Source organism: Rhodococcus sp. Z13 (assembly GCF_025837095.1).
Lineage (GTDB): Bacteria > Actinomycetota > Actinomycetes > Mycobacteriales > Mycobacteriaceae > Rhodococcus > Rhodococcus sacchari.
Window position 1 is genome coordinate 4,197,393 of record NZ_CP107551.1, and the last position, 26,396, is coordinate 4,223,788.

At 67.8% G+C, this 26,396-nt stretch carries 27 protein-coding genes; 12 read left to right on the forward strand and 15 right to left on the reverse strand.

Features of this window, described 5'->3' with window-relative positions; all coding sequences use genetic code 11:
* Positions 1-18 precede the first annotated feature (18 nt).
* Positions 19-450: a nuclear transport factor 2 family protein gene (locus tag OED52_RS19145; protein WP_264152398.1), complete on the reverse strand. Its 432-nt coding sequence runs from the start codon at positions 448-450 to the stop codon at positions 19-21.
* A gap of 179 nt (positions 451-629) precedes the next feature.
* Between OED52_RS19145 and OED52_RS19150 the strand changes: the two genes are divergently transcribed.
* The 3 genes from OED52_RS19150 (at position 630) to OED52_RS19160 (ending at position 4,562) form a co-directional block, all read left to right on the forward strand.
* On the forward strand, positions 630-1,292 hold the full coding sequence (locus OED52_RS19150) for an IclR family transcriptional regulator (protein WP_264152399.1): 663 nt from the start codon (positions 630-632) through the stop codon (positions 1,290-1,292).
* Between the two features lie 102 nt (positions 1,293-1,394).
* Positions 1,395-2,831: a YhgE/Pip domain-containing protein gene (locus OED52_RS19155; RefSeq protein ID WP_264152400.1), complete on the forward strand. Its 1,437-nt coding sequence runs from the start codon at positions 1,395-1,397 to the stop codon at positions 2,829-2,831.
* Between the two features lie 174 nt (positions 2,832-3,005).
* Positions 3,006-4,562, forward strand: coding sequence for a bifunctional 3'-5' exonuclease/DNA polymerase (locus tag OED52_RS19160; protein WP_264152401.1), 1,557 nt, complete (start codon positions 3,006-3,008; stop codon positions 4,560-4,562).
* On the opposite strand, the gene OED52_RS19165 is transcribed toward OED52_RS19160, so the two are convergent.
* Genes OED52_RS19165 through OED52_RS19175 form a run of 3 tightly spaced genes read right to left on the reverse strand, consistent with a single transcriptional unit; the run spans position 4,559 to position 6,169 of the window.
* A complete protein-coding gene (locus OED52_RS19165) occupies positions 4,559-5,161 on the reverse strand; it encodes a methylated-DNA--[protein]-cysteine S-methyltransferase (RefSeq protein ID WP_264152402.1) in 603 nt (200 codons plus the stop codon). The two genes, OED52_RS19160 and OED52_RS19165, sit on opposite strands and share 4 nt — an antisense overlap.
* Complete coding sequence (locus tag OED52_RS19170) at positions 5,158-5,670, reverse strand: RNA polymerase sigma factor (RefSeq protein WP_264152403.1); 513 nt, start codon at positions 5,668-5,670, stop codon at positions 5,158-5,160. Before OED52_RS19170 ends, OED52_RS19165 begins: the two co-directional genes overlap by 4 nt.
* Positions 5,657-6,169, reverse strand: coding sequence for a methylated-DNA--[protein]-cysteine S-methyltransferase (locus OED52_RS19175; RefSeq protein WP_264152404.1), 513 nt, complete (start codon positions 6,167-6,169; stop codon positions 5,657-5,659). The genes OED52_RS19170 and OED52_RS19175 overlap by 14 nt, the downstream gene beginning before the upstream one ends.
* A 159-nt stretch (positions 6,170-6,328) precedes the next feature.
* Here OED52_RS19175 and OED52_RS19180 point away from each other — a divergent pair, with 159 nt between their 5' ends.
* On the forward strand, positions 6,329-7,000 hold the full coding sequence (locus tag OED52_RS19180) for a ribulose 1,5-bisphosphate carboxylase large subunit (RefSeq protein WP_264152405.1): 672 nt from the start codon (positions 6,329-6,331) through the stop codon (positions 6,998-7,000).
* A gap of 119 nt (positions 7,001-7,119) precedes the next feature.
* Here the strand turns inward: OED52_RS19180 and OED52_RS19185 are convergent, their stop codons facing one another.
* Positions 7,120-7,740 carry a TetR/AcrR family transcriptional regulator gene (locus tag OED52_RS19185; protein WP_264152406.1) on the reverse strand — a complete coding sequence of 207 codons (621 nt, stop codon included), beginning with the start codon at positions 7,738-7,740 and terminating at the stop codon, positions 7,120-7,122.
* Positions 7,741-7,836: 96 nt separating this feature from the next.
* On the opposite strand from OED52_RS19185, the gene OED52_RS19190 reads away from it, so the two are divergent.
* Complete coding sequence (locus OED52_RS19190; protein ID WP_264152407.1) at positions 7,837-9,216, forward strand: cytochrome P450; 1,380 nt, start codon at positions 7,837-7,839, stop codon at positions 9,214-9,216.
* Here OED52_RS19190 and OED52_RS19195 read toward each other — a convergent pair.
* From OED52_RS19195 to OED52_RS19215, 5 genes are all read right to left on the reverse strand, one after another.
* On the reverse strand, positions 9,204-9,938 hold the full coding sequence (locus tag OED52_RS19195; RefSeq protein ID WP_264152408.1) for an SDR family NAD(P)-dependent oxidoreductase: 735 nt from the start codon (positions 9,936-9,938) through the stop codon (positions 9,204-9,206). The two genes, OED52_RS19190 and OED52_RS19195, sit on opposite strands and share 13 nt — an antisense overlap.
* The gene (locus OED52_RS19200) at positions 9,935-10,963 is read right to left on the reverse strand and encodes a phosphotransferase family protein (protein ID WP_264152409.1); all 1,029 of its coding nucleotides are present in this window, start codon (positions 10,961-10,963) and stop codon (positions 9,935-9,937) included. Before OED52_RS19200 ends, OED52_RS19195 begins: the two co-directional genes overlap by 4 nt.
* Positions 10,960-12,171, reverse strand: a complete 1,212-nt coding sequence (locus OED52_RS19205) for an acyl-CoA dehydrogenase family protein (protein WP_264152410.1) — start codon at positions 12,169-12,171, stop codon at positions 10,960-10,962. The genes OED52_RS19200 and OED52_RS19205 overlap by 4 nt, the downstream gene beginning before the upstream one ends.
* An 86-nt stretch (positions 12,172-12,257) precedes the next feature.
* On the reverse strand, positions 12,258-12,890 hold the full coding sequence (locus tag OED52_RS19210) for a TetR/AcrR family transcriptional regulator (protein ID WP_264152411.1): 633 nt from the start codon (positions 12,888-12,890) through the stop codon (positions 12,258-12,260).
* A gap of 48 nt (positions 12,891-12,938) precedes the next feature.
* Positions 12,939-14,066, reverse strand: a complete 1,128-nt coding sequence (locus tag OED52_RS19215) for an NDMA-dependent alcohol dehydrogenase (RefSeq protein ID WP_264152412.1) — start codon at positions 14,064-14,066, stop codon at positions 12,939-12,941.
* A gap of 152 nt (positions 14,067-14,218) precedes the next feature.
* Here OED52_RS19215 and OED52_RS19220 point away from each other — a divergent pair, with 152 nt between their 5' ends.
* Positions 14,219-14,659 carry an SRPBCC family protein gene (locus OED52_RS19220; protein WP_264152413.1) on the forward strand — a complete coding sequence of 147 codons (441 nt, stop codon included), beginning with the start codon at positions 14,219-14,221 and terminating at the stop codon, positions 14,657-14,659.
* Between the two features lie 18 nt (positions 14,660-14,677).
* Here OED52_RS19220 and hppD read toward each other — a convergent pair whose 3' ends face one another.
* Positions 14,678-15,883, reverse strand: a complete 1,206-nt coding sequence (gene hppD, locus OED52_RS19225) for a 4-hydroxyphenylpyruvate dioxygenase (protein WP_264152414.1) — start codon at positions 15,881-15,883, stop codon at positions 14,678-14,680.
* A 188-nt stretch (positions 15,884-16,071) separates the two neighbouring features.
* Here hppD and OED52_RS19230 point away from each other — a divergent pair, with 188 nt between their 5' ends.
* From OED52_RS19230 to OED52_RS19240, 3 genes are all read left to right on the forward strand, one after another.
* Positions 16,072-16,581 carry an Lrp/AsnC family transcriptional regulator gene (locus tag OED52_RS19230; protein ID WP_264152415.1) on the forward strand — a complete coding sequence of 170 codons (510 nt, stop codon included), beginning with the start codon at positions 16,072-16,074 and terminating at the stop codon, positions 16,579-16,581.
* A gap of 141 nt (positions 16,582-16,722) precedes the next feature.
* Positions 16,723-17,976 (forward strand): Glu/Leu/Phe/Val dehydrogenase dimerization domain-containing protein, encoded by a 1,254-nt coding sequence (locus OED52_RS19235; protein ID WP_264152416.1) that lies wholly within the window; start codon positions 16,723-16,725, stop codon positions 17,974-17,976.
* A complete protein-coding gene (locus OED52_RS19240; protein ID WP_264152417.1) occupies positions 17,969-19,390 on the forward strand; it encodes an amino acid permease in 1,422 nt (473 codons plus the stop codon). The genes OED52_RS19235 and OED52_RS19240 overlap by 8 nt, the downstream gene beginning before the upstream one ends.
* On the opposite strand, the gene OED52_RS19245 is transcribed toward OED52_RS19240, so the two are convergent.
* From OED52_RS19245 to OED52_RS19255, 3 genes are all read right to left on the reverse strand, one after another.
* Positions 19,372-19,758: a VOC family protein gene (locus OED52_RS19245; RefSeq protein ID WP_264152418.1), complete on the reverse strand. Its 387-nt coding sequence runs from the start codon at positions 19,756-19,758 to the stop codon at positions 19,372-19,374. The genes OED52_RS19240 and OED52_RS19245 overlap by 19 nt on opposite strands.
* A gap of 197 nt (positions 19,759-19,955) precedes the next feature.
* Complete coding sequence (locus OED52_RS19250) at positions 19,956-20,306, reverse strand: CD225/dispanin family protein (protein WP_264152419.1); 351 nt, start codon at positions 20,304-20,306, stop codon at positions 19,956-19,958.
* Between the two features lie 140 nt (positions 20,307-20,446).
* The gene (locus OED52_RS19255) at positions 20,447-23,641 is read right to left on the reverse strand and encodes a type I restriction endonuclease subunit R (RefSeq protein ID WP_264152420.1); all 3,195 of its coding nucleotides are present in this window, start codon (positions 23,639-23,641) and stop codon (positions 20,447-20,449) included.
* A gap of 185 nt (positions 23,642-23,826) precedes the next feature.
* On the opposite strand from OED52_RS19255, the gene OED52_RS19260 reads away from it, so the two are divergent.
* From OED52_RS19260 to OED52_RS19270, 3 genes are all read left to right on the forward strand, one after another.
* Positions 23,827-24,510, forward strand: a complete 684-nt coding sequence (locus tag OED52_RS19260) for a DUF4352 domain-containing protein (protein WP_264152421.1) — start codon at positions 23,827-23,829, stop codon at positions 24,508-24,510.
* An 82-nt stretch (positions 24,511-24,592) separates the two neighbouring features.
* A complete protein-coding gene (locus OED52_RS19265; protein WP_264152422.1) occupies positions 24,593-25,192 on the forward strand; it encodes a DUF2510 domain-containing protein in 600 nt (199 codons plus the stop codon).
* Positions 25,193-25,203: 11 nt separating this feature from the next.
* On the forward strand, positions 25,204-25,716 hold the full coding sequence (locus tag OED52_RS19270; protein ID WP_264152423.1) for a DinB family protein: 513 nt from the start codon (positions 25,204-25,206) through the stop codon (positions 25,714-25,716).
* A gap of 4 nt (positions 25,717-25,720) precedes the next feature.
* On the opposite strand, the gene OED52_RS19275 is transcribed toward OED52_RS19270, so the two are convergent.
* Complete coding sequence (locus OED52_RS19275) at positions 25,721-26,239, reverse strand: YdcF family protein (RefSeq protein WP_413247774.1); 519 nt, start codon at positions 26,237-26,239, stop codon at positions 25,721-25,723.
* Between the last annotated feature and the right edge of the window lie 157 nt (positions 26,240-26,396).

Consider the following 26,396-nt stretch of genomic DNA (forward strand, 5'->3'; position numbering starts at 1 on the left):
CGGGCACCGGGGCGCCGGTCAGGCGTCGTCGCGGGTGACGGAACGGCGGGCGATGCGCCACGCGCCGTCGTGCCGGACGACGAGGTCGTCGAGGGTGGTGAACCGGACGAGGCGGGATTCGCCGCCGCGCGCCGTGGCCACGATCTGGAGGTAGGCCCGCACGCGGAGGGTGTCGTCGCCGGCGGGTTCGACCGCGACGTTCGTGACGACGTGCCGGTGCACCTCGCCGGCGGCATGCGCTCCGGCACGGAATCGCTCGGCGAACGCCTCGAGGTCGTCGTGCCCGGTCACCGGCGCCGGGTAGGTGGGCGAGCAGAACTCGCCGTCGGGCGTGAAGGTCTCGGCCCACGCCCGCGCCGACCCATCGTCGATGAGATGGCTCTGCAGGCCGTAGAGCTGGTGGATCTGCACCAGCGTGCCCGCGTCCACGCCCTCGTCGATTCGTGTCATGTCGTTCGGAACCCAATCCTGATGTGTGCGATAATCGCACTCACTGTGCGATTAACGAAAACTGTAGGTGTTACAGTTCACAGGCGTCAAGAGAGGTAACGGGGGCCATGACCGAAACACGGGAACGACCTGCACATTCGAGACATCTCGACCTGCCGAGGATCGAAGTGGACTCGGGGATGTCCAAGACCCTGCACAACGGTCTGGAGATCCTCGAACTGCTGGCGCAGTACCCCCACGGCCTGTCCCTCAGCGAGATCTCCGACGCCCTCGGTCTGCACCGCACCGTCGCCCACCGCCTCGTCCGCACGCTCGAGGCCCACCGGCTGTGCCGGCGCGACGACCACAAACGCATCTCCCTCGGCACCGGACTGGTGACCCTCGCCGAATCCGTCGAACAGGACCTGCGCACCCTCGCGCGACCGGTCCTCGAGGAACTCGCCGACGCGGTGGAGGCGACCGCCCACCTCGTGGTGCGGGAGTCCGCGGACACCGTGCGCGCGATGATGGTGATCGAGCCGCGGCACTCCGACGTGCACATCGCCTTCCGTCCCGGCCAGGTCCACCCCCTCGACCGTGGTTCGGCCGGACTGGCCATCCTCGCGTCGATGCCCCCTCGACCCGAGGAGCGTCCCGAGGTCCAGCGCGCCCGCACCCGCGGCTACGCGGTGTCCACCGGGGAGGTCGTCTCCACCACCATCGGTATCTCCGCCGCCGTTCCGTACCGGCCCGGCGGGACCCAGGCCGCGGTGGGTGTCTCCGTCTTCGACGCCAGCGACGAGGAACGGGTCGGCGCGGCCGTCCTGGCAGCGGCCGGTCGGCTGGCGGAACTGCTGGGCTGACGGTCACCCGGCGCGGCGACGGCCGAGAATCCCGTCACATCGGGGCGTGCTGTCGCGCACTCGACCCCCTCGATCCGCTCACGGGTGTGCACAATCGATCGAGTGAGTTCTACCGAGACGTCTGCCGGATCCCGTCACCGCACAGTGCGCACCCTGCGCCTGTGGCTGGCACCCTTCCTCGTCGTCGTGGCCGTGATGGGTACGCTGGCGTACTTCTATCTCGGCGCCATGCTCGACCCCAACGGGAACCTGCGGGAGTTCCCGATGGCCATCGTCAACCAGGACACCGGCGACGTCATGCCCGGTTCCGACGAACCGAAGAACCTCGGTGCCCAGATCACCCAGGGCATCCTCGACGGCATCGACCCCGAGCGCATCGACATGCAGCCGATGGGCATCGCGGCGGCCAACGGTGGACTCGACAACGGCACCCTCTACGGGGCGATCGTCATCCCCAGCGACTTCACCAAACGGGTGTCGATCCTCGCGCAGGCCTCGGTGATCCCCGGCGACATCGAGAAGCCGATCATCACCCTGTACACCAACCCCCGCCTGGGTGCGTACGCCAAGGGCATCGTGACCACCATCGGCGACCAGGCGCTGGGCACGGTGAACAGGTCCGTCGGTGAGGAACTCACCCGGACGGTCACCGAGACCCTCGCCGAGACCGCACCCGACCTGCAGCTGTCCGGTGCGAGCAGCCTGACCCTGGAACAACCGATCAACGTCCTCACGGTCGAGCACCGGCCGCTTCCCGACGTGACCGGCTCCGGCCTCGCCGCCTTCTTCTACACCCTGCTGCTGATCCTCGCGGGCTTCACCGGCTCCACGATCATCAACGCTCTCGTCGACAGCCGCCTCGGGTTCGTCCCCACCGAGTACGGCCCGTTCTTCATCACGCAGAAGACCACCCGCATGTCGCGGCTACAGGTGCTGGTGATCAAGTGGGGCATCACGGTGATCATGTCCCTGGCCGTGTCCGGGCTGTACCTGTGGGTCGCCACCGCGCTGGGGATGCCGGCGCCGCGCGCACTGCTGCTCTGGGAGTACGGTGCGCTCGCCATCGCCGCAGTGGGCATCTCCTCGCTGTCGGTCATGTCGATCTTCGGCACCGCCGGTCTGCTGGTGAACCTGCTGGTGTTCATCGTGCTCGGCCTCCCCTCCTCCGGTGGCACGATCCCGATCGAGGCGTCGCCCGGACTGTTCGAGTGGCTGGCGGGCTTCGAGCCGATGCACCAGATCTACCTCGCCGTGCGGGCCATCCTCTACTTCGACGGCCGCCCCGACGCCGGGCTCACCCACGGGGTCGCCATGACCCTGGCAGGGCTGCTCCTGGGTCTGCTCGCCGGTGTGATCGTGACGTGGATCTACGACCGGGTCGGCTTCCACCGCACCCCGGACGCGCCGGTGCGCCTGAAGTGGCGGAAGGCCGCCACCGCCGTCGTCGCCGCGCCGGCCGAGACCGGCGCCGGAGACACCCCCGATACCGGGGAGACCACCGACGAGAAGACCGGCGAGAAGACGGTCCGAGAAGGGTGAGGGATCCCGCCGCACGTCGGGGGAAGCGGCGGGATCCCTCACCGCTCACGGTAGTGCCGCCGCCGGTGCGTTTCCCACGGAAACCGGGTGAATTCGCGGGGTGAAGCCGGGGTGATCGACCCCCACGAGGCGACCGCGCGTGGCCTTGTCGGCGCCACGGAGGAGACTGTTGCGGTGCGCACGGTTCTCGTTCCTCATCCTGCTTCGGGCGGCGTCCGCCGCGGGGCGAGCACCGTTGTCGTCGATGCGGCGGGGCACCCGGTCGAACCCGTGCGCGAGCATCCGGACCTCGCGGCAGCGGTCGCCGCGATCGAGTCCGCGCAACGACCGCGGTGGGTGTGGACGTCCACGGCGACGGTCCATCCCGAACTCCTCCGCGCCGGTGTACGGGTGCAACGCTGCCACGATCTCGCCACCACCGGCACCATCCTGGCGGTGCGGGAGGGCCTTCCCCCGCCCGCCGCGGCGGAACCGGTCGACGAGCGGCCCGGCCTGTTCGACACCGCTCCCGCCGTGGGGATCGACGAGGTCGTGGAGCGGTTCGCCGAGCAGCGACGACGGATCGCCGGCGACGCACGGCTGGAACTGCTCGTCGCCGCGGAGTCGGCGGGCACCCTGGCCGCCGCCGAGATGAGTTTCTACGGGCTTCCGTTCTCGGCCGAGGCCCACCGGCGTCTCCTCGAGGACACCCTCGGGCCGCGTCCCTCGGGTCACGACCTGCCGATGCGGATCGTCGAGGTGATCGAGGAGATCGGGTCGGTGTTCGGCCGGCCCGTCAATCCGGCCTCCGCCGCCGAGGTGCTGGAAGCCTTCCGCCGGGAGGGCATCGGCGTCGACTCCACCCGCAAGCACGTCCTGCAACAGATCGACCATCCCGCGGTCCCGTTGCTGTTGCGACACCGCGACCTGTCGAAGTTGTTCAGCACGAACGGCTGGCACTGGCTCGACACCTGGGTGCACGACAACCGTTTCCGGCCGGTCTATGTCCCCGGCGCCGTCGTGTCGGGACGGTGGGCGAGCCGCGGCGGCGGTGCCCTGCAGATCCCGAAGGCCCTGCGCACGAGCGTCGTGGCCGATCCCGGGTGGTCGTTCGTCGTCGCGGACGCCGGGCAGCTCGAGCCGCGCATCCTGGCCGCGATGTCGGGCGACCGGAGGATGGTGACCGCAGCGGGAGCGGACGACCTCTACGCGCCGGTCGCGGCGGCGTCGTTCGGCGGCGACCGCGCGAAGGCGAAGGTCGCGGTGCTGGGGGTGCTGTACGGGGCGACCTCCGGCGATGCGCGGGCCCTGCTCGCGGTGCTGCGCCGCAGTTTCCCGACGGCCGTGGACTTCGTCGAACGCGCCGCGCACGCGGGTGAACGAGGCGAGGTGGTCCGTTCGTGGCTGGGCCGGGCGTGCCCACCCGCACCGGAGGACTTCCATTCCCGCGGCGACGCTCACGCCCGCGGACGGTTCACCCGCAACTTCGTCGTGCAGGCCACCGCGGCCGAGTGGGCGTTGTGTCTGCTCGCCGAGCTGCGCAGGCGGCTGCTCACCGATCCGGACGCCGGCGAACTGGTGTTCTTCCAGCACGACGAGGTCGTGGTGCACACCCGCAATCCGGAACTCGCCGCCGCACACATCGACGCCGCGGTGGAAGTGGCGACGAAGCTGATGTTCGGCGACACACAGGTCCGTTTCCCCATGGACACCGCGGTGCGGACCGTCTACGCCGAGGATTCCGACACCTAGACCCCTCCCCCGGCGACCGATGATTCGAGTTGCAGCAGTTGATGTTTCGCGCCGGTTCCGCCGACGTACTGTCCCATGCTGCCGTCGCTGCGCACCACGCGGTGACACGGCACGACGACCGGCAGCGGGTTCCGCGCGCACGCCGTACCCACCGCCCGCACCGCGCGCGGGTTGCCCGCCGACGCCGCGACCTGCCCGTAGCTGGCGGTCCGCCCGTAGTCGATCTCCGACAGCCGGGTGATCACCTCACGGCGGAAACCGTGGGCGAGGCGCAGATCGAGGGGTACGTCGAAATGTGTTCGCGTCCCGGCGAAGTACTCGTCGAGCTGGCGGACGACGGGGTCCAGCCGGTGCGGGGCGTCGAGGATGCGCGGCCCGATCCGCTGCGCCAGTTCGTCGAGCACGGTGTCGCATCCGTCGGCGACATAGGCGACCCGCACCAGGCCGACGGTGGTGCCGGCCAGCAGCAACGGCCCGACCGGGGTGTCGACGACACGATAGGCGACGTCGAGCAGATCGGCCGCCTCGGCGTCGAGTACCAGACGTTCCTTGAGCCACGCGAGGTCGGTGGCACCGACCGGAGGTTGCGGAAAGATCATGACCTGCTTCCTGTTTCGGTACTCAACCGCGCACGCAGCGCGGCACGTCCGTCGGCGGCGGCGCGCCGGGCCGCGGCGGGACTGTTGCCGAGGATCGGGCCGATCTCGGTGTACGGCAGACCGCCGACGTAGTGGTACACGAGGGCGGCGCGCTGGGTGAACGGCAGACCCGCCACCGCCGTCCACAGCTCGTCGTCGCCGGCACCGGGAACACCCATCGTCGAACTGCACTCGGGCACGGTGTCGGTCGGTACGGGATTGTGGCTGCGGGCGCGGTGGATGTCGATTGCCTTGCGGTGTGCGATGGTCACGAGCCACGCCTCGACATTGCTGCCCGGCGGCAGTTCCGGATAGGCCCGCAGCGCCGCGAGGAAGGTCTCCGACCAGGCGTCGTCGGCGTCGGTGGCGCCGAGCAGGGCGCGGCAGACCCGCAGGACCGTCGCACCGTGTTCGGTGACGACCCGCTCGAACGGCGGAAGCGCACACTTCGCGTGATCAGGCCGGGGCATGGACATCGCGGGCCTGCAGAACCTCCGCCTCCCGCTCGAGCAGGAACCGCTTACGTTCCACCCCACCCGCGTAACCGGTGAGCTTGCCGCCGCTGCCGATGACGCGATGGCACGGAACCACGATGCTCAGCGGATTGCGGGCGTTCGCCGCGGCCACCGCCCGGATCGCCGTCGGACGCCCCACCGCGAGGGCTATCTGGGAGTAGGTGCGGGTGGTGCCGTACTCGATCTGCCGCAGTGCCTCCCACACCTGCAACTGGAAGGCGGTGCCCACCGGCGCCAGCGGGAGCGTGAAGCGGGTGCGGTCGCCGGCGAAGTACTCGCCGAACTGGGTGGCGGCCTCCGCGAAGTCGGCGTCGGCCCGCGGACCGAAACCCGTGCGGTCGGGTGCGGGATGGTGCTCGGCCATGTACACCCCGCTCAGGACGTCGTCGGTGGCGACCAGCGTCAGCTCGCCGATCGGCGAGTCGATCAGGGTGTGGGTGCGCGATGCGGTCACGTCTTCGATCCTTCCATCCGATACCCGGTGTCTACGAGGTAGACGCCGGAGAGACCGAAAACGTGAGGTTCCCGATCGGCACGGCCGCTCGTGCTGCACTATGACGGCATGATCTCGCTGACCGTGCCCGTCCCGCGACTCTCACTCGTAGGTTCCGTCGTGACCACCGCCCGGACGGTGCTCGGACGCACCGTCGCCACCGCGGGGTTCGCACTGTCGGTGCCCGCCCGCGTCGAGACGCTGCTCGCCGACGTCGAGGCACTCGTCGCGTCGATCGAGGTGCTGCTGCGGCGGGTCGACGCCGTGGTCGGCGAGATCTCCGGGATCGTCGAGGGGGCGGCCGTGGCCGTCGACCGGGCCACCCAGGTCATCGCCTCGACGGACGGGGTGGTCGACGAGGCCGCCGAAGCGGTCACGCGGGCGACCGAGATCGTCGACTCCACCGGCGGGGTCGTCACCCGCGTCGACGCGGTGGCCGTGGAGGCCCGGGACATCGTCGAATCGGCAGGTCGCAGCTCCGAGGCCGCGGCCGAACTGCTCGACCTCTACCGGCCCCTCGCACAGAAGGCCGCACCGATGGCCACGCGGTTCGTGGACGAGTTCTCCCCCGAGGAGGTGCACGCCGCCATCTCGCTGATCGACCGGCTGCCCGAGATCACCGAACGGGTGGACGCGGTGCTGCCCGTGCTCGCGACCCTCGACAACGTCTCCCCGGAGATCCACGAACTGCTCCTCGTCGCGAAGGACGTCCGGCAGGCCATCGTCGGCGTGCCCGGCTTCAACTTCCTGCGGCGGCGCGGCGAGGAGAAGGAGAACAGCGGTGACGATTGACCGCACCGCGGTCGGTGACGATTGACCGCACCGCGGTCGGTGACGATCGACCGTACCGCGGTCGGTGAACGATCGACCGCACCGCGGTCGGTGAACGATCGACCGCACCGCGGTCTGCACTACCGGTGGGCCGTGGAGAGGAACTGGTGCGTCGCCGCGTCGACGATCTCGTCGGGCGTGATGGCGAGCTCGTCCTGCAACCACGCGGTGACCAGTTCGGCCAGACCCCCGACGAACAGCAGTCCGTTGATCTCCCCCCGCTCGGGCGGCCACGCCCGGTCGCCGTACATGCGGGTCGCCTCGTCGGCGACCATCTGGGCGAAACTCCGTAGCAACGCTCGCCTGTGGGTCCGCAGGGGTTCGAAGCCGGCGGACTCGATGAGCGCGACGCGGCCTTTGCGTGGGTCGTCGGTGAGGATCTCGACGAACGACGCGATGGCGGCACGCACGAGTTGTTCGAGTGTGCCCGTGCCCGTCCGCAGCGTGGCGAGCACGGCGTCGCGCACCTCGTCGGCGATCCTGTCCAGAACCTTCTGCAGCAGGTCGTCCCTGCTGGTGAAGTTCTCGTAGAAGTACCGCTCCGTCAGCTTCGCGCGGGCACAGACGGCGGTCATGGTGGCGCCGTTCTTCCCCGAGGCCGCGAACAACTCCAGGCCCGCCTCGAGCAGCGCCTCCCGCCGCAATGCGACACGTTGCTCGCCGCTGAGACCGGCGTAGCGGCGGGGTGCAGGGGACGTCATGGACCGATCTTGACAGACCCGACCGGTGTGACCCACACTACACACAATCTGACAGGGTTTCCTGTCAGATTTGCGCCGAGAAGTCGGAGGTTCGTCGTGACCAAGCTTTTGGCCGTTCCCCCCGCCCGGTCGCAGCTGCGCCCGATCCCGGGACGGGCGGGTCTGCCGGGCATAGGGCACATCCTCGAATACATCCGCGATCCTCTCGCGATGCTGCAGAAGCAGTGGGATCGCTACGGGGAGGTCTCGTGGTTCTCGGCGGCGGGCCAGCGATGGATCGCGGTACTCGGCCCCGATGCCTGCCAGGAGGTACTGCAGAACAAGGACCGGGCATTCGCGAACGGCGACGGCTGGTCGGTGCTGATCGGCCCGTTCTTCCACGACGGCCTCATGCTCCTCGACTCGGAGGAACACCTCCGGCACCGCCGCATCATGCAGCAGGCCTTCACCCGATCGCGCCTCGAGAAGACCGTCGAGGCCATGAACCCGTCGATCGCCGAGAAACTCGACAAATGGGTTCCCACCGACGGATTCCGAGCCTACACGGCACTGAAGACGCTCACGCTCGATCTCGCCACCGACATCTTCATGGGCGGCGCCGAGGACTCCACCCCGGCCGAGATCGACGCGGTGAAGAAGGCGTTCGTCGACTGCGTGCAAGCAGCGACCTCGCTGGTCCGGTATCCCGTCCCCGGCACCAGATGGAAGCGCGGCCTCGACGGACGCCGGGTGCTCGAGGATTTCTTCCGGCACTATCTACCGGCACGACGGTCACGGGAGACGGACGACCTCTTCTCGGTGCTGTGTCACATCGAATCCGAAGCGGGACAAAGGTTCACCGACGACGAGATCGTCGATCACATGATCTTCCTGCTGATGGCCGCGCACGACACGTCGACCATCACGATCTCCACGATGATGCAGTATCTCGGGCAACACCCGCAGTGGCAGGACCGGTGCCGGGCCGAGTCGCTCGCACTGGGCACCGACGCCCCGAGCCACGCCGATCTCGACGCGCTCGGCAGCCTCGACCTGGTGATGAAGGAATGCCTGCGGCTGGTCTCCCCGGTCCCCGTCCTCGCGCGACGAGCCGTCCGCGACACCGAGATCCGAGGACACTTCGTGCCGGCCGGCACGTATGCCGCGGTGGCACCGCACTTCACACACCACATGCCGGAGTACTGGCCGGAGCCCGGGCGTTTCGATCCCGAACGCTTCGCGGAGCACCGGCGCGAGGACAAGGTGCACCGCTACGCCTGGGAACCGTTCGGCGGAGGCGTGCACAAGTGCCTCGGCATGCACTTCGCCGGGGTCGAGGTCAAAGCGATCGTCCATCAGCTGCTGCTGCGCTTCGACTGGCACGTCGACCCCGGCTACGTCGCCCCGCTCGACTTCACGTCGTTGCCGTACCCCGCCGACGGACAGCCGGTCGATCTGAGAGCGCGATCGACCGGCCCCGAGCGTCAGGCGGTGTAGAGACCTGCACCCGCGCGGCTGAGCACGATCTTGGGAACCACTGCCCGCGACGACAGCTTGAGCAGCGCGTCGACGATCTCGACGACGTCGTTCACCTCGATCATGGACTCGGCCGGGATCCTGTCCTTGATCCAGTCGGACATGTCCGTGTCGACGTAGGCGGGGGCGAGCGCCGACGCGGAGATACCGTTGCCGGACTCCTCCTCGTTGAGGGTCTCCACCAGGGAGATCAGCGCGGCCTTCGTGGCGCCGTAGGCGGCGAGCCCGGCCTCGGCGTACACCCCGGTGATCGACGACAGCGCAACGATCTTCGCCCCGCGGTCCGGATCGTTCTGCGCGGCCGCCCGGAGCAGCGGAAGCGACGCCTGGATGAGCGCGAACGGCGCGCCGAGGTTGACGGCGAGCGTCTTGTCGAAGCGGCGGGCGGGGAACTCGGCGATCGATCCGGCGGTGCCGACACCGGCGTTGAGAATCAGTGCCTTCATGTCTCCGAAGGTCTCCCGGTGGGTCTCGACGACCCGGGCGGTGGCCTCGGGATCGGCGAGATCCGCGGCGACCGCGCGCACCTCCTTGGCGCCGGCCTCGCGCAGCTGCTCGGCGACCGTCTCGAGTCGTTCGGCGCCGCGGGCGCTGATCGTCAGCGAGTATCCGCGCTCGGCCAGGCGGGTGGCGATGCCCAGACCGATCCCCCTCGATGCGCCGGTGACGAGTGCGCTGTTCACGAGTCGGCTCCCTTCAGTGCTTCGAGTCCTGCTGCGACGAGAGCGGGTACGGCTTCACCGGCCCGGTCGAATCCGTCCCCGATGGTGGCGCCGACGCGCCACCGGTGGTTGATGCCCTCCGCGATCACTGCGAGCTTGAGATAGGCCAGGCCCATGTAGAAGTTCCAGTGGGCGATGTCGCGGCCGGAGGCCGTGGCGTACCGCTGCACCAGATCGTCCGTGGACGGCAGCCGGTCGCTCGACCATGCCGCCGGGAAGCCGAGCACGTCGTCGAGGGCGGGATGCCGGTAGACGCACATCATGGCGAGGTCGGTGAGCGGGTCGCCGAGGGTGGACAGTTCCCAGTCGACCACGGCGACGACGCGACCGGGGTCCGTGGAGTCGAGGATGGTGTTGTCGATGCGGTAGTCGCCGTGCACGATCGACGGCGCCGGCGATTCGGGGATCGAGTCGGCCAGTGCGGCGTGCAGGCGTTCGAGATCCGGCAGTTCGCGGGTCTTGACGCGACCCCACTGGCTCGCCCACAGCTTCACCTGCCGGTTGACGTAACCGTCGGGGCGGCCGAGGTTCCCGAGTCCGACAGCCTCGAAGTCCACCTGGTGCAGCTCGGCGATGATCCGCACGAGTTCGCCGACGCAGCGGTCGATCTCGCCGTCGGTCAGCGCGTCCAGGTCGGTCTTGCTGCGCACCACGCGGCCGTCGACATAGTCGACGACGGTGAACGGTGCGCCCATCACCGAATCGTCTTCGCACTGCACGACGGTCGGGGCGACGGGCACCCCGGTGCCCTGCAGGGCCGAGGTGATCCGGAACTCGCGGGCGACGTCGTGCGCCGAGGGTGTCAGGCCCGCGGTGGGCGGGCGGCGCAGCACCCAGTGGGAGCGGTCGTCGCGCAGGCCGAAGGTGAGATTGGACTTGCCGCCGGAGATGAGCTCGGCGCGGATCTCCCCGTGGACGTCCACACCGGAGTCGGCGAGGAAGCCCTTCAGGGCGTCGAGATCGAGTCCTTCGTGGACGCTGGTCATTTCGCGTTCTCCTCAGCTGCCTTGCGGACCGCGCGGAGGGCGCGCTTGGCGATGGACCAGCGGTGCACCTCGGAGGGGCCGTCGTAGACGCGGAACGGGCGCACCTCGCGGGTGAGGCGGGCGGTCGGCAGGTCCTCGGAGACACCGAGGCCACCGCACATCTGGGCGGAGCGATCGACGATCCGGAAGATCGCCTCCGCGGCGTAGGTCTTCGCGATCGAGGTCGCGGTCGAGGCGTGCGAACCCTGGTCGAGTTCCCAACAGGCCTGCACGAGCAGCGCGCGGGTGGCGGCGATGTCGATCTCGTTGTCCGCGATCATCTGCTGGATCATGCCGAGATCGCCGAGCTTGCCGCCGAAACCCTCACGTTCGGAGACGTAGCGCAGGGCGGTGTCGTGGCCGCGGCGGGCGGCGCCGAGCCAGCGCATCACGTGGGTCATGCGGGCGGGGCCGAGGCGGACCTGGGCGTAGGCGAATCCCTTGTCGACCTCACCGAGCACCGCCGAGTCGGGCACGAACAGGTCTTCGAAGTCGACCTCGCAGTGGCCGCCGAGCATCGACTTGTCGAGCGTGTTGATGTGGCGGCCGACCTTCAGGCCGGGAGTGTCGGCGGGGGCGAGGAACATCGTGGCGCCGCCGCGATCCCCCGGCTCGCCCGAGGTGCGCGCCATGATGATGAAGAAGCCTGCACCGTCGGCTCCGGTGATGAAGTGCTTGCGGCCGTTGATCTTCCAGCCTCCGGGAGCCTTCTCGGCGCGGGTGTTCAGGGCGTTGGGGTCGGCGCCGGCGCCGGGAGCGGGCTCGGTCATCGCGAAGGCCGAGCGCACCTCACCGGCCACGAGGGGCGCGAGGAACTGCTGCTTCTGCTCGTCGTCGGCGATGTGGGCGAGCATGTGCATGTTGCCCTCGTCGGGCGCGGCGATGTTCAGGGCGGTGGGACCGAAGAGCGAGTAGCCGGCCGCTTCGAAGACGGGGGCGCGGTCGGACATGTTCAGGCCGTGGCCGCCGAACTCGACGGGGCCGTGCGGGGCGAAGACCCCCGCGGCCTTGGCGGCCTTCTGCAACTGCACCCGGATCTCGTCGCCGCCGGCCGCGGCGATGTCTCCGCCGTGGGCGTCCTCGACGGGGAGCACCTCGTCACGGATGAACTTCTCGGTGCGTGCGATGAGATCCCGGACGTGATCCGAATAGGACAGGTCGACCGCCATGATGACTCCTTCCATACCGACCGATCGATCGCTCGGTCGCAGTCACCGTGACACATCCCCGCGCTCCGGTCAAGACCGGACCCGACTCAGTCGGCGCGTGCACCCACGGTGCTGCGGGCGATGAGCAGATAGCGTTCCACCAGCTCGTCGGGGCTCAGCGGCCCGTCGAGCCGGTACCAGCTCGCCACCGCGACGCACATGGTCGTCACCGCCCGGCTCGCGTCCTTGGGATAGGGGGTGACGAAGGCACCGGTGGCGACCCCTTCCTCGACGATCTCGTCGATCATCCGCTGCTGCTCGTCGCGCAACGCGACGAACGCCCGGCGCGCCTCGGGTTCCATGCTGCGCATCTCGGTGGACGCCACGAACGCCTGGTTCCGGCGGAACATGTGGAAACGCAGCAGCGACTCGACGACCGCGTCGAACCGCTCGATCGGGGTGGGTCCGGCCTCGGCGAGTGCGCGCCGGCTGCGGTCGAGCAGGTCGTGCATCACCGTGGTGGTGAGGGAGACCAGCAGCGCCTGCTTCGAGGGGTAGTGGTGGTAGAGACCCGGAACCGACAGCCCGGCCCGTGCGGCGAGCTCACGGATGGACGTGCCGTCGTATCCGCGCTCGGCGAAGGCCTCGAGCGCTGCTTCCAGCGGCTTCGGCAGGGCGCTGGGCCCGTAGTGCCGCCACGAGCCGACGTCGCCGGTATCCGCATCCTCACGCGTGTCCATGGACAACACCGTAAGGGACGGGCCCGGCGACGCCGGTGCGGCGAGGGATCAGTAGTCGTCCTCGCCGTAGAGGACCAGCCCGCGGAGATTCCTGCCGGCATGCATGTCGGCATACCCCTCGTTGATCTCCTCGAGCCTGTAGGTCTTGGTCACGAGGTTGTCGAGATCCAGCTGCCCGTTACGGTAGAGCTCGAGCAGCTTGGGGATCTGCGAGCGCGGGCCGGTGCCGCCGAAGATGGCGCCCTGCAGGCGCTTCTGCAGCAGCGTGAGTTCGAACAGGCTCATCGTCACCTGCGTGTCGCTCGCGTGCCCCATGCCCACGACCACCACCTGACCGCCCTTGCCGGTGAGGCCGAGCGCGGGCCCGATGATGTCGCCGGTGATCTCACCGACCGTGATGACGGTGACGTCGGCCATCTGCCCCCAGGTGATCTCGCCGATGACGGGGGCGGCCTCCTCGATCGAGGCGAAGGCGTGCGTGGCACCGAACTCCTTGGCCTTCTGCCGCTTGAACTCGACCGGGTCGATCGCCACGACGAACCGGGCCCCGGCGTGGGCGGCACCCTGCACCGAGTTGATGCCGACACCGCCGACACCGATCACCACGACCGTGTCGCCGAGTTTGGTGCCGCCGATCGCGGTGGCCGATCCCCAGCCGGTCGCGACGCCGCAGCCGAGCAGCGCGGCCTTCTCGAGCGGAATGTCCTTCTCGATCTTGATGACCGACGCTTCGTTGACCGTGACGTAGGGCGCGAAGGTGCCGAGCAGACACATCTGCAGCACCGGTTCGCCGTTGAGCGTCGCGCGGTAGGTCTTGTCCGAGATGGCCTGGCCGGTGAGCAGCCCGGCCCCCTCGTCGCAGATGTTCTGCATGCCCTTGGCGCAGGCCCGGCAGCGGCCGCAGGCGGGGATGAAGGCGAGGACGACGTGGTCGCCCTCCTCGAGGCCCCGCACCCCCGGCCCCACCTTGGTGACCACACCCGCGCCCTCGTGCCCACCGAGCACCGGGAAGGACGGCAACGGCGTCGCACCCGACCTCAGATGCTCGTCGGAATGGCACAACCCGCTGGCGGCGAGGCGGACCTGCACCTCACCGGCGACCGGATCCCCGAGGTCGATCTCCTCGATCTCCCAAGGCCGACCGACACCCTTGACCACTGCCGCTTTCGTCTTCACCCGAGCCTCCTCGACCACGCAAGACATGTGACGTGCATCACGCCGCATTCAAACATCGATCGCGGGGGCGCGGGGTCGATTCGGGAATTCCTTCCGGAGCGGACAGTTACCCGCTACATTGAGTAACAGACAACCTTCGTGAAGGACGCCACATGATTCACGTTCGCCACAGCGCGGTCGCGGACATCCCCGTCGACCGTGCGTTCACCTATATCGACGACTACCGGCACGTGCCCGACTGGATGTTCGGTGTCACGAGGTTCGATCCGGTCGGTGAGCAGCTCAGCGGCCTCGGCGCCCGTTACGACACCACCATGCGGGTCGGGCCCAAGAACCTCGACGCGCGCGTGGAAGTGGTGGAGTGGGAACACAATCGCACCATCGTCCTCGAAGCGATCGCGGGATTCTGCACGGCCTCGTCGTGGACGTTCACCGATCTCGGGGACGCCACCCGCCTCGACGTCGACTTCGGCTACCGGTTGCCCGGTGGGATCGCCGGCCGCACGCTCGGCATGCTCATCGAGCCGATCGTGGGCACGGCGATCCGGCAGACCGAGCAGGCGCTGCGCACCCGGCTCGGCCAGCTCGTCTGACCCGGTTCCCGCGCCGGCTCAGAAGTTGCCGCGGGCAGCCTGCTCACGCTCGATCGCCTCGAACAGGGCCTTGAAGTTGCCCTTGCCGAAGCCGAGCGAGCCGTGCCGCTCGATCAGCTCGAAGAAGACGGTCGGCCGGTCGCCGATCGGCTTCGTGAAGATCTGCAGCAGGTAGCCGTCCTCGTCGCGGTCCACGAGGATCCCGCGCTTCTTGAGCTCCTCGATGGGTACGCGCACATTGCCGATGCGGGCCCGCAGCTCGGGATCGTCATAGTACGCGTCGGGGGTCGCCAGGAACTCGACGCCCTCCTCGCGCAGGCAGTCGACGGCCGTGAGGATGTCGTTGGTGGCCAGGGCGAGATGCTGCGCGCCGGGACCGCGGTAGAACTCGAGGTACTCGTCGATCTGCGAGCGCTTCTTTGCGATCGCCGGCTCGTTGAGCGGGAACTTCACGCGGTGGTTGCCGTTGCACACCACCTTGCTCATGAGCGCGGAGTAGTCGGTGGCGATGTCGTCACCGATGAACTCGGCCATGTTCGTGAAACCCATGACGCGGTTGTAGAAGCCGACCCACTCGTCCATCCGGCCGAGCTCGACGTTGCCCACGACGTGGTCGAGCGCCTGGAACAGACGCTTCGGCGCGCCCTCGCGCTTGCGGTAGGTGGACGTCCGCTCGACGTAACCCGGCAGGTACACACCGTCGTAGCGTGACCGGTCCACGAGGGTGTGCCGCGTGTCGCCGTAGGTCGCGATGGCGGCCGTGCGCACCGTGCCGTGCTCGTCGCTCACGTCGTGGGGCTCCTCGAGGACGGTTGCCCCCTGGGCCCGGGCGTGGGCGATACACTTGTCGACGTCGGGCACCTGCAGGGCGATGTCGACGACGCCGTCGCCGTGGATGCGGTGGTGCTCGACCAGCGGGCTGTCCGGATCGACGGCACCCTTGACCACGAATCGCACCGCGCCGCTGCGCAATACGTAGGCGTGATGGTCGCGGTTGCCGGTGGTCGGACCGGAATAGGCGACCAGCTCCATGCCGAAGGCCGACTGGAAGTAGTGGGCCGTCTGGGTGGCGTTGCCGACCACCCACACCACGGCATCCCAACCGTTGACCGGGAACGGATCTCGCTCGCTGTCGTACTCGACCAGACCGACGAGCCGGCGGAGTTCTTCCGCGTCGAGCTGCGCGAGGCGCTCTGCGTCGGTGAGGGTGTACTCGAGAGTCATCGCTTGAAACCTCCTGCCGCGGAACGCGGCACGCTTCGTTGTGTCGTGTGTCACCAGGAGAAACCCGCACACCGGCGTCGCGCAACGTCGCCCTCCGCAACTGACCGGACTGACTCGAATCCGCTGGAAAGTCTCCGAAGATCTATACAATCGGTCCAGTTTCCGAGCTCCGATGGGAAGGAACCACGATGCGTGAGCCGGTGCAGCTGGACGAATTGGATTTCGCTCTCCTCGAAGCTCTCCATGCCGATCCGAAGGTCGGCGCGCTCGAACTGTCGCGGCGGCTGAAGGTCGCCCGCGCCACCGTGTCCGCGCGCCTGCGCCGTCTCGAGGAGAGCGGGGTGATCGCCGGTTACGAGCCCCGGATCGATCTGGTGGCAGCAGGTTTCGACGTGCAGGCGTTCGTGACGATGGAGATCGTGCAGGGTGCGCTCGAGGACGTCACCGAGGTGCTCGAAGGGATCCCGGGCGTGCTCGAGGCCTTCGCGACCACCGGGGCGGGCGACGTCCTGTGCCGGATCGGCGCCGAATCGCATCTCGGCCTACAGCAGACCCTCATCGAACTGAACCGTTCGTCGATCGTGGCCCGCTCGACCAGCGTGATGGTGCTGTCGGAGATCGTGCACTACCGGGCGATGCCCCTGCTCCGCACGCTCGAACCCGGCCGGTCGGCGAAGGCACCCGCGTACCGCCGCTGAGCCGATCCATGCGACGAGCGTTCTCCTGCTAGCCGGATTGCACAGAAAAACGCGCCGGTGGCATACCAGCCCTCCGCACGGTGCACAGTTCACCGGAGCACGGTTGCGGAGCATTTGTTACTGGCGTCACAGTCTGTCGCCATGAAGAACCTGCTGACCCGTTTCGAAGAGAAGTCCCCCGAGATCGTCTTCGAGTGGCACGACACCGAGACCACCGCCCGGGGCTGGGTCGTCATCAACTCGCTGCGTGGCGGTGCCGCCGGCGGCGGAACCCGGATGCGCCGCGGACTCGACCGACGCGAGGTGGAGTCGCTCGCGAAGACCATGGAGATCAAGTTCACCGTCTCCGGCCCCGCGATCGGTGGCGCCAAGTCGGGCATCGACTTCGATCCCTCCGACCCCCGCAAGGACGGCGTGCTGCGACGTTGGTTCGCCGCCGTCGCTCCCCTGCTGCGCTCCTACTACGGGACCGGCGGCGACCTCAACGTCGACGAGATGAACGAGGTCGTACCGCTCACCGAGGCCAACGGCCTGTGGCACCCGCAGGAAGGCGTCGTCAACGGCCACTTCGGCAACGACGAACGCCAGCGCATCCAGCGGGTCGGCCAGCTGCGGCTCGGTGTCGCGAAGGTCGTCGAGGACACCCGTTTCACCCCCTCGTCCGACACGAAATACACTGTCGCCGATCTGATCACGGGTTACGGTGTCGCCGAGTCGGTGCGCCACCACCAGCGCGTCTACACCGGTGGCGACGTCGCGGGCAAGCGCGTGCTGGTGCAGGGCTGGGGCAACGTCGGCGCGGCCGCCGCCTACTACCTCGCGCAGGCCGGTGCCCGCATCGTCGGCATCATCGACCGCGACGGCGGCATCCTCGAACCCGGGGGCCTGTCCTTCGACGAGGTCCGTACGCTACTGCTCGACCGCGACGGCAACGCCCTGCGCAGCGACCGCACCCTCCCCTTCGACGAGGTGAACGCCCGCATCTGGGATCTCGGTGCCGAGATCTTCCTGCCCTGCGCCGCGAGCCGCCTCGTCACCCGCGAGCAGGTCGACCGCATGGTCTCGGCGGGCCTCGAGCTCATCGCCAGCGGCGCGAACGTGCCCTTCGCCGATCCCGAGATCTTCTACGGACCCACCTACGAGCACGCCGACAAGTCCGTCGCCGTCGTGCCCGACTTCATCGCCAACTGCGGCATGGCCCGTGCCTTCGCGCAGCTGATGGAGGGCGACGTGGAGGTCTCCGACGCCGCGATCTTCGGCGACGTCTCCACCACGATCGAGACGGCCCTGCGCCGCTGCCACGACCGCTCCGCCGAGCGCACCGGTCTCGCCGCGACCGCCTTCGAGATCGCCCTCGACCAACTCGTCCCCGCCGGGGAGCGTATCGATGACTGACACCCTCGCCCCCGCGGCCGGCACCGGGACGACGAGTCCCGCAGGTCTGCACCGGGCCATGAAGCCCCGGCAGTTGGTGATGATGAGCCTGGGCGGCGCGATCGGCGCCGGCCTGTTCGTCGAATCGGGCGCCGGGATCGCCGTCGCCGGACCGGCCATCCTCATCTCGTTCCTCGTCGCCGCCGTCCTCGTCGTGTTCGTCATGCGCATGATGGGTGAGATGGCTGCCGCGAACCCGGCCAGCGGCGCGTTCTCCGTGCACACGGAGAACGCACTGGGACCGGTCGCCGGGCGCACCATCGGGTGGCTGTACTGGGTGCAGGTGATCATCGTGATCGCCGCCGAGGCCACCGGCGCCGCCGCCATCACGGCCCTGGCCCTGCCCGGCATCCCCCAGTGGGCGTCCGCGCTGTTCTACATGGTCGTGCTCACCGCGGTGAACCTCGTCGGTGTCGGCCGTTTCGGCGAGGTCGAGTTCTGGTTCGCCGCAATCAAGATCGCCGCGATCGTCGCGTTCCTCGGGATCGGTGTCGCGATGATCGCCGGGTGGGTGCCCACCTTCGAGACCTCCGGCTTCAGCAACCTCACCGCGCACGGCGGGTTCGCTCCCACCGGCATCGCCGGTATCGCCGCAGGTCTGCTGATCGTGGTGTTCGCCTTCGGTGGCACCGAGATCATCGCGATCGCCGCGGCGGAGACCTCCGATCCCCGGCGCAACGTGGGCCGCGCGGTGCGCACCCTGGTGTGGCGGATCCTGGTGTTCTACATCGGTTCCGTGCTGGTGATGGTGACGGTGCTGCCGTGGACCTCCGAGGACCTCGCGACCGGCCCGTTCGTCGCCGTCCTGCAGGCCGGCGCCGTGCCGGGTGCAGCCGCGGTGATGACGGTGGTCGTCGTGGTGGCGCTGCTGTCGTCGCTCAATGCGATGCTCTTCAGCGCCTCTCGGATGATCTTCTCGCTGTCGCACCGGGGATCCGCACACCCCGTCTTCGGGCGCACCGCCGCCAACGGGGTGCCGCGCAACGCGGTCCTCGCGTCCGTGGCGTTCGGGTTCGTCACCGTCGGGCTGAACTATCTCTACCCCGACAAGGTGCTGCCGCTGCTGCTCAACGCGGTCGGCTCCACCATCCTGGTGCTGTGGACGTTCGTGGCGGTGTCACATCTCGTCCTGCGTCGCCGAGCGCGCCGCGACGGCACGGAGGACGCACTGCCGCTGAAGATGTGGGGTTTCCCGTACCTGTCGTACGCGACGCTGGGCCTGCTCGCCGGTATCGCCGTGCTGGCCCTGTTCGATCCCGCTGCCCGCAACCAGTTGATCGCGACCGGCGCGCTGACCGCGGTGATCGCCGGCACCTGCACTCTGCTGGCACGACGACGCACCGCGGCCACCGCGGATCAGGGCCGCCGACCGTAGGGGCGGGTCAGGATCTCCAGGTAGTGCCCGGCGGGGTCGAGGAAGTAGGTTCCTCGGCCCCCGTCGTTGTGATTGATGCCGTGCGCCGACTGCCGAGGATCGGCCCAGTGCTCGATCCCCTGTTCGACGATGCGGCCGTGGATGGCGTCGAAGTCCTCCTCCGACACCAGGAACGCGTAGTGCTGGGGATGGATCTCTTCGCCCGGTGGGACCTCGACGTAGTCGAGGGTCGCGCCGTGGTCCAGTTCGACGGCGAGGAAACGGCCGGCCGGAACCGGATCCGGAAGACCGAACAGGGTGGTGAGGAAGTAGGCCGAATGCTGCTTGTCCTTCGCAGCGACGATGGTGTGGTTGAACGCGATGCTCAAGGAGAGCTCCTTGTGGTTCCGCGCCTCCATGCCTGACGCGGTCCGTCACCGGCACGCGACGCTGACTCCACACATACCGTGTCCGGCCGCGGGTGGGCAAGCAACGGTGGGACAGCAGTGGGTGGGAGAGCAAGGGATGGGGAACACGACAGGGCCGGGCGGACTCCCCCTGCGGGTCCGCCCGGCGCCCTCACGCCTCAGCGGTAGGTCGGGTAGGTGGTGCTCTCGAACGAGTCCATGTTCGACAGCACCGCCGCGAAGATCACCCCGTAGAAGACGATCACGGCCACGATGAAGATCGCCCAGATCAGCAGCGAGATCTTGCCGAGCTTCTTGGCCTGGTCCGACGCCCGCTGCGCTCCTTCGTAGTCGCCGGTGCTCCACAGCGGGAACACCTTCGCCGAGTGGCTGAACGCCGAGAAGGCGAGCGGCCAGAAGAACAGGATCGCCGCGACGGCCCAGCCGGTGTTCTGCGGCGGCATGGTCGGGCGCTGCGGCATGACGACATCTCCGTAGGAGTGTCCTGCCGGCTGGTACTGCTGGGTCATCGTGCCTCCGTAAGCGTTGTGTATCCGTATCTCCGGGGGTCGTCTCGACCCCCGTCATCGAGTTGGATGCACCGGGAGACCGGTTTGTTCCCTTCCTTCGAGAATTTTCTTTCGGACGACCGGCCCCCGAGTTCAGCCGGTCACGCAGCCATGGTCGGAGCGATCGCCTCCATCTGCTCGAGCACCAGCTTGATCGCACCGTCCCGACGGTCCGGTGGATACTTGTATCGCGCGAGCAGCCTCTTGACCTGCGAGCGGAGCTTGGCCTTCACATCCTCACGGACACGCCAGTCCGTCTTCACGTCCCGCCGCATCACCGAGACGAGTTCACGGGCGATCTGCGCGAGGACGTCCTCCCCCATCTCGTGCAGGGCGGACTCGTTCTGGCTGACCGCGTCGTAGAACGACAGTTCGTGCTCACCGAGCGGCGGGTCGAACTTCTCGCCACGCTGAGCCTCGGCGCGGACCTCGTTCGCCACCTCGACGAGCGCCGCGATGACCTCGGCCGAGGTGAGTTGACTGTTGGTGTACTTGTTCATCAACTCCTGCAGCTTCTGCGAGAAGGCACGCTGGCGCACCAGGTTGTGGCGGGCCACCTTGCGCGATTCCTCAGCGATCAGCTTGCGCAACGCCTCGATGGCGAGCGTGGGATTCTTCGACCGGACCGTGCGCTCGAGGAAGTCCTCGTTGAGATCCGACAGCGACGGCTTGGGCATGCCCGCCGCGTCGTAGATGTCGAGCACTTCCTGCGACTCCACCGAGGCGGCCATCAACGCCCGGAGAGCACGCTTGACATCCTCCGGCACGGCCACACCTCGCGCCTGCCGATCCGCAGCGTCGAACTTGGCCATGTACACCCGGACTTCCTCGAAGAACCGTGCATCCTTGGCCAGCGGTTGGACGTCCGGATGGGTACTGCAGATGGCCCAGACACGCGACAGCTGCGACGAGTACTCCCGGTACCGCGTCGCCAGCGTCTTCTCACCCTCTCCGACATTGTTCTCGGGACTCTTCGGATCCCGGAGAAACGCAACGGTGGCAAGGACCGCGTCCAGCCATGCCCGCGGCCCGGCGGCGCTGCGATGGGCTCGCCAGTCGAAGCCGTGAAGCATGTTGTCGAGGATCGTCATACAGTTCTTCACCGCGTCGACCGCTTCGCCGACGGGGCGACCGAGAGGTTTGGTGTTGCGGTCCGACGCGGTGTACTCGGCGAGCGCTTCGGCCAGATTGTCGGCAACCGGTGCGTATGCGACGAGCAGGCCGTCCTGCTTGCCGCGGAACGTCCGGTTGACGCGGGCGAGCGTCTGCATCAGGAGCGCACCCTTGAGGGGCCGGTCGAGGTAGAGAGTGTGCAACGGCGGAGCATCGAACCCGGTGAGCATCATGTCCTTGACGATCACGAGTTCGAGTTCGTCGTCGATGTCCTTGAGGCGCTTCTTGATCGCGGCATTCTCGGAGTCGCGTCGCACGTGGTCGCTGATGGGCGGCTGATCGGTGGCATCGCCGGAGTACACCACCTTGATGCGTCCGGCCGACAGGTCGTCGGAGTGCCAGTCGGGACGCAGTCGCACGATCTCACTGTAGAGATTGGCACAGATCTCGCGCGTCGCGCACACGATGAGCGCTTTACCCGGCGCCGTCGGATTCTCGTCTGAGCCGACGAACTTGGCCATTTCCGTTCGCCGAATCTCCCAGTGCGCGACGAGATCCTCCGCGAGCATCTTCAATCGCGCCGGGGCACCGTAGACGGCGTTGACGACGGCGACCGACTTCTCGATACGGGCACGCTCGGTGTCGTCCAGTCCGGCGGTGAGTTCATCGGCGGATGCATCGATCTCTTCTTCGCTCACCTCGTCGGAGAACGACACCTTCACCAGACGGCTCTCGAAATGGACCGGCACGGTGGCGCGGTCCTCGACTGCACGGGTGAGGTCGTAGATGTCGATGTACTCACCGAAGACGGCACGAGTATTGCGATCCTCGAAGGAGATCGGGGTGCCGGTGAAGGCGATGAGCGTCGCGTGCGGAAGCGCGTCGCGTAGGTGCCGGGCATAGCCGTCGAGGTTGTCGTAGTGGCTGCGGTGTGCCTCGTCGACGATGACGATGATGTTGCGCCGCGCCGACAGCTGTGGGTGGCTGAGACCGGCTTCGCGTTCTTCGCGACTCTTCCCGAACTTCTGCAGGGTCGTGAAGTAGATGCCACCCGTCGTGCGGCCGGACAGTTCCTGCCGCAGCTCTTCACGCCGACGGATCTGCCGGGGTTGCTCCGGCAGCAGCTGCGAGCGCGCGAACGTCTCGTAGAGCTGACCGTCGAGTTCGTTGCGGTCGGTGATGACCACGATCGTCGGATTGGCGAGCTGCGGATGCCGGATGACCTGGTTCGCGTAGAGCTCCATCTCCATGGACTTGCCGGAACCCTGCGTGTGCCAGACGACGCCGGCCTTCCCTCCGGATTCGACAGCCAGCACGGTCGAGCCGACGGCCTTCGAGACCGCGAAATACTGATGCGGCTTGGCGATCCGCTTGACCAGCCCGTTCTCACTCTCGTCGAAGGCGGTGTAGTGACGGAGCAGTTGCAGAAAACGCTCCTGGTTGAACAGGCCGTGCAGAGCGATGTCGAGTACGGTCTCGTCGCCGGTGGGGGCGACGGGCTTGCCGTCGTCGTCGACGTTCCACGGTGAGAAGTGCTCGAAAGGAGTGAACGGCGTGCCGTATTCGGCGCTGATCCCGTCGGATACGAGACTGAGCACCGCGAAGCGGAAGGCCAGCGGGAACTCGCGGATGTAGGTCTGCAGCTGGGCGTGGGCGTCGGTGAGGCCGGCATACTCGTTTCCGGCGTTCTTCAGTTCGACGATGGCCACCGGCATGCCGTTGAGGTACAGGACGAGATCGAAGCGACGTTCGTAATCCCCACGGATGACCGTGACCTGGCTGGAGACGAACCAGTCGTTCTCGTCGGGGTCCGTCGAGACCAGACGGATGGTGGGAGTGACCTCCGCGCCCATGTCGTCGACATAGGAGACCTTCCGCAGCCCCTCGGTGAGGTACTCGTGGACCGCTCGGTTCTCGGAGATCGCATCCGTCGAGCCGGCGGTCGAGACGACAGCGAGCGCGTCATCCACTGCACTCTGCGGCAGTTTCGGATTGAGCTTGGCAATGGCCGAACGGAGGCGTCCCGGCACGAGAAGTTCGTCCCAGCTGGTGCGCTCACCCGATCCCGGAGCGATCGCGCTGCCATGGATGTGCCGCCACCCGATCTCGCCGAGTGTTTCGAGCGCCATCTGCTCCCACACCGACTCGGTGAGGTGGCCGGGAAAGTCCAGAACGTCTGCCATGCCCCTCAACTTAGAAGGCGATACGCGATGGTGCGAGAAGCGCCTTCGATAAGGGGGATTATCAATCGAAAAATGGCTGATTACCTGCGGCGGGTCGCACGATCAGGTCGTCCCGATTCCGGTGGGAGCACACTTCGCTTCCCGGTAGTCAACCGCTTCACCTCTCACGTCGAAACGAGGTTGTCATGACCATGCCGAACCAGCCGCAGCAGCCCGATCCCCGCATCCAGCCGCCGAGTGGACAGTATGCGTCTCAGCCGACCGGGTGGCAGCAGTCCGGCGGTGTCCCGCCGGCCCAGCAGCCCAAGAAGCGGAAGAAGTGGCCGTGGGTCGTCGGAGCGATCGCGGCGATCTTCGTCATCGCGTCCGTCTCGGGTGGTGGTGACGACGACAAGCCCTCCCGCTCCGCGGGCTCCTCGACCTCCGCGAACTCTGCAGCACAGGCCGACGCTCCGGCGGTCGAAGAGACCACCGCGGCGATCGGCACACCGGTCCGTGACGGCAAGTTCGAGTTCGTCGTGAAGGGTGTCGAGACCGGACTGTCGTCACTCGGAGACAACCCGTTCCTGGCGGAGGAAGCCCAGGGACAGTTCGTGATCGTGACGATGACCGTCACGAACATCTCCGACGAGCCCAAGGGCCTGAGCCCGAGTGATCAGAAGCTGGTCGACACCGAGGGCCGTACGTTCAGCCCCGACACGAGCGCCGCGCTCAATCTCGAAACGGACGTGGCGTTCTGGGACAAGATCAACCCCGGTAACACCGTCACCATGCCTGTCGTGTTCGACATGCCCACGGATGCGATTCCCGCCGAAATCGAACTGCACGACTCCATGTTCTCGGGTGGAGTAACCGTCTCGTTGCGGTAGTCCATCCTGCCGGCCGGTGCGCTCGTGGAGGGGGCGGGCGCACCGGCCCCATTCACCGTCCCGTTCGAGAGAGGACTTTTCGATGTCCCATGACAAGTTGCCGGCTTCCGCCGGCTGGTACCCGGATCCGAATGGCGGGCAGCGATTCTGGGACGGGTCGTCCTGGTTGGATCTCCCCGACCCGGATTCGTCCGGCGAGCCGGAGCGTAGATTCCCCAAGAAGCAGATCCTGGTGATCGTTCTGGTCCTACTGGTGGCCGCCATCTGCGGAGCGGTGGGTTGGAAGATCGATCACGACGCCGAGATTGCCGCTCAGGTGGCCGCCGCGGAGGAAGCAGCCCAGCGTGAGGCCGAGCGACTCGAAGCGGAACGCAAGGCCCAAGAGTTGGAGGACGAGACCGAACGCCGTGCCCGAGCCGCCACCGTGACCAACATCGAGACCAGCATCGAAGAAATGGCCAACGAACACGTGAACAAGGGCATGTTCGACGGCCCGATCCTGTCGGTGACCTGCTCGCCGGTCAATGGTGGATCCACCGACGATCTCACCGAAACGACCACGGTGTTCGAATGCTTCGTCGGCACCGAAGACGTCGGCGGCGGGCGGATGCGCGGATACAAATACCACGCCACGATGAACTGGACGAGCGGCGAATTCACCTACGGCTTCGGCGCACCGTGAATCATTGACCTATGACGTCGACCGTCCCGACCCCGGCAACGCGCGTACTGCTGACGCAACTCGATCTCGTCTGGCTCTTCGCCGACCAGCACGTCCTGCCACGCATCGACGACGATGCCCTGCACTGGGCACCGTCGTCGAATTGCGTGGACGTGCGGAGCGTCGAGGGCCGTCTCGTCGCCGACCTACCCGACGAAGACACCGCCCCACTCCCGGAGACGACCATCGCGTGGCTGCTCTGGCACATCGAGTGGTGGTGGTCGAACACGATCGCGGTATGCCGGGGAGGGGCACCCACCGGTCCCGACGCCTACGAGTGGTCGGGCTCGACGAAGCACATCGGCGAGCTCCGGACGGAGTGGTCGGCGCTCCTCTCTTCGACCGACGTCGAGACGACGATCTCCGGACTGATGCCCCACGACACGCCACTGTGGGAAGTCGCCGGCTGGGTCAACTTCGAGCTGACCAAGAACATCTCGGAGATCGGTCAGCTGCTCACGCGCCGGGCGAACATCCGGAACTGAGACCTCACTCCGCGACGATGCCGGCGATGGGGATGCGCGCGTCGACCGCCTGCCGGAAGTTGATCATCGCGCGTCGCAGGTGATCGCGATTGGTCACCAGCACGGCGCCCGCCGCGCCACGTTCGAGCAGGACCTGGTTCGTGAAGCGCGCGTTCTCCACAGTGGACGTCGACCGCGGCTCCTCGATGATGCGGTCGGCCGGGATTCCGCGTGCCACCAGCCATTCCTTCATCGCCTGCGCCTCGGTGATGCCGTTGCGCGGGACGCCGCCGGTCACGACGATCGGGGATTCGGGAAAGCGTTGCGCCGTACGGAGCGCCGCTTCGAGCCGCTCCTCGAGCACCGGACGGATCTTGCCGTCTTCGGTGAGACCGGCCCCCAGCACGACCAGATAGGTCCCCTTGGGATTCAGGTTCAGCATGAGAGGGACGTACGGGGTGAGCTTCTCGAGTTCGCTGCACGCGATGATCAGCTCGTCATCGGTCCCCTGGCACAGTGGAGTGACGGAGAGTATGCCGTTCACCAGCGTGTCGACCACCGGATTCGCCGATGCCTGAGCTGTGGACACCCCTAACACGGCCGTCGCCGCCACTGTTGCCGCCACCAATCTCCGTCGCACAACACCCATCGGGCCCCCTTGTCCGATCTTCCACCGAATATCGGCTGCGCGAGCAGTGTGC